This window comes from Roseateles sp. P5_B10 (assembly GCF_056400485.1).
In genome coordinates, this window is record NZ_JBFULE010000763.1 from 1 (window position 1) to 2,477 (window position 2,477).

The window sequence follows — 2,477 nt, forward strand, 5'->3', positions numbered from 1 at the left end:
CGATGGAGCGGGCCAGCGTCGCGAAGGCGTCGCCGCGGCTCTGCAACCGCGCCTCGCCGAACTGCGGGATGAGCTTCTTCATGACCCGGTCGCGCTTGACCAGGTGCTTGCAGGCCTCGTCCCAATAGGCCGGGATCACTTCGGGCGGCATCAGCTCTTCACCCAGGTCGTGCCGTCGGCACCGTCCTTCAGCATGATGCCCTTGGCCGTCAACTCGGCGCGGATCGCGTCGGCACCCGCAAAGTCCTTGGCGGCCTTGGCGGCAGCGCGGGCCGCGATGCGCGCCTCGATCCAGGCCGCGTCGTCAATGMCCGAGCCGCCCTGCAGATAGGCGCGCGGCTCCTGCTGCAGGACGCCGAGCACGCCGGCCAGCGCCTTCAGCAAGCCGGCACGCTGGGGTGAGCGATCACGGTTGACTTCGTTGACGAGGTCAAACAGCACGGCGATGGCACCGGGCGTGCCGAAGTCCTCGTCCATCGCCGTCTTGAAGGCAGCGGCGCTGGGCTCGCTCCAGTCGACGGCGACTTCGGACGGCGGCACGGCGTCCAACGCCGTGTACAGGCGCGTCAGCGCGGCTCGGGCGTCTTCGAGGTGGGCATCGCTGAAGTTGAACGGCCGGCGATAGTGGGTGCGCAGCATGAAGAAGCGCAGCGTCTCGCCGTCGAACTTCTGCAGCACGTCGCGGATGGTGAAGAAGTTGCCCAGGCTCTTGGACATCTTTTCGCCATCGACGTTCAGGAAGCCGTTGTGCAGCCAGTAGCGCGCGAAGGGGTAGCCCGCACCCTCGCTCTGGGCGATCTCGTTCTCGTGGTGAGGGAACTGCAGATCGGTGCCACCACCGTGGATGTCAAAGCTTTCGCCGAGCAGCGCGCAGCTCATTGCCGAGCACTCGATGTGCCAACCCGGGCGGCCCTCGCCGAAGGGAGCTGCCCACTTGGCGTCCGCCGGCTCCTCGGCCTTGGCGGCCTTCMAGAGCACAAAGTCCAGCGGGTCCAGCTTGCCGTCGTCCACGGCCACGCGTTCGCCGGCGCGCAGGTCATCGATGCTCTTGCCGCTGAGCTTGCCGTAGCCTTCGAACTTGCGCACCGCGTAGTTCACGTCGCCAGTATCAGAACGGTAGGCCAGGCCACGCTCTTCCAGGCGCTCGATCAGCGACAGCATCTGCGGCACGTACTCGGTCGCGCGCGGTTCGTGGTCCGGGCGCAGCAGGCCGACAGCTGCAAAGTCCTCGTGCATCGCCGCGCTCATCTCTTCGGTGAGCTGGCGGATGGTGATGCCGCGCTCGACGGCACGCTTGATGATCTTGTCGTCGATGTCGGTGATGTTGCGCACATAGGTGACGCCGTAACCACTGGCACGCAGCCAGCGGTAGATGACGTCGAACGCCATGTTCATGCGCAGATGCCCCATGTGGCAGAGGTCGTAGACCGTGATGCCGCAAACGTACATGCGCACTTGGCCAGGCACGAGCGGTTGGAAGTCTTCGAGATCTCGGCTGAGGGAGTTGTGAACGCGCAGGGACATGAAAAACGAGGGCAGCAGCCACCAACAAGAAGCCCCGCACCGGGTCCGCCCAGGCGGGGCTCATAGAATGAATTCAGTATAGCGGCCGACCCTGACGCCGCCCCCCGCTACAACCCTCATGCGCCTGCCCTTCCCCACCCTCGCGTTGCCCTGCCTGCTGATCCTGGCGCTGGCAACCACGCCGGTTCGCGCCGACGACCTTGCCAGCGCCCAGCGGCTTTGGCTGGCCGGCCAGAAGAGCCAGGCCGTCGAGCAGGTCGAGCAGGCCCTGACCCGTCAACCTGATGATCTGCAACTGCGCTTCGCACTGGGTGTCATGCGCATGGAACTTGGCGAGCCTGCCAAGGCGACGGCCATCTTCACCCGCCTCACGCAGGACTTCCCCGACCTGGCCGACCCCTACAACAATCTCGCCGTACTGCACGCGGCCGCCGGCGAACTCGACGAAGCCAAGGCCGCGCTGGAGCAGGCCCTGCGCCTGCATCCCGACCATGCCCAGGCCCAGGAAAATCTGGGCGATGTGTTGGTACGCCTGGCTCTGCGCGCCTACCAGCGTGCCCAGAAGTCGGCCCTGATGCCCAGCGACACGCTGGCCGGCAAGATCAACCGCACGCTGGCCCTGACCCGCGAATTGCGCACCCGCTAACCACTCGCCTCCCATGACAAAAATCCTTCCTCTCCTTCTCGCCGGCCTGCTGGCCACGCTGGGCGCCGAGGCCCAGACCGTCAAGCTGCAGACCACCGAAGGCGACATCCGCATCGAACTGAACGCCCAGAAGGCGCCCAAGTCGGTCGCCAACTTCCTGCAATATGTGAAGGCCGGCCACTACAACGGCACGGTCTTCCACCGCGTCATGGCAACCTTCATGATCCAGGGCGGCGGTTACGACGCCAAGCTGAACCAGAAGCCGACCAAGCCGCCCATCCCGCTGGAGTCACACAACGGCCTGACC

3 protein-coding genes and 1 pseudogene are annotated in these 2,477 nt (G+C 65.9%); 2 read left to right on the forward strand and 2 right to left on the reverse strand.

Features of this window, described 5'->3' with window-relative positions:
- A pseudogene (locus AC1DU6_RS27230) lies at window positions 1-151 on the reverse strand (DNA-3-methyladenine glycosylase 2 family protein); the annotation flags it as partial.
- Window positions 151-1,524, reverse strand: a complete 1,374-nt coding sequence (gene cysS, locus AC1DU6_RS27235) for a cysteine--tRNA ligase (RefSeq protein ID WP_477860938.1) — start codon at window positions 1,522-1,524, stop codon at window positions 151-153. The gene cysS and the pseudogene AC1DU6_RS27230, both read right to left, overlap by 1 nt.
- Window positions 1,525-1,642: 118 nt before the next feature.
- On the opposite strand from cysS, the gene AC1DU6_RS27240 reads away from it, so the two are divergent.
- Both AC1DU6_RS27240 and AC1DU6_RS27245 read left to right on the forward strand, forming a co-directional pair.
- On the forward strand, window positions 1,643-2,170 hold the full coding sequence (locus AC1DU6_RS27240; protein ID WP_056197745.1) for a tetratricopeptide repeat protein: 528 nt from the start codon (window positions 1,643-1,645) through the stop codon (window positions 2,168-2,170).
- Between the two features lie 13 nt (window positions 2,171-2,183).
- Window positions 2,184-2,477 (forward strand): peptidylprolyl isomerase (locus AC1DU6_RS27245; RefSeq protein WP_477860941.1); only part of this gene is annotated, 294 nt, incomplete at its 3' end.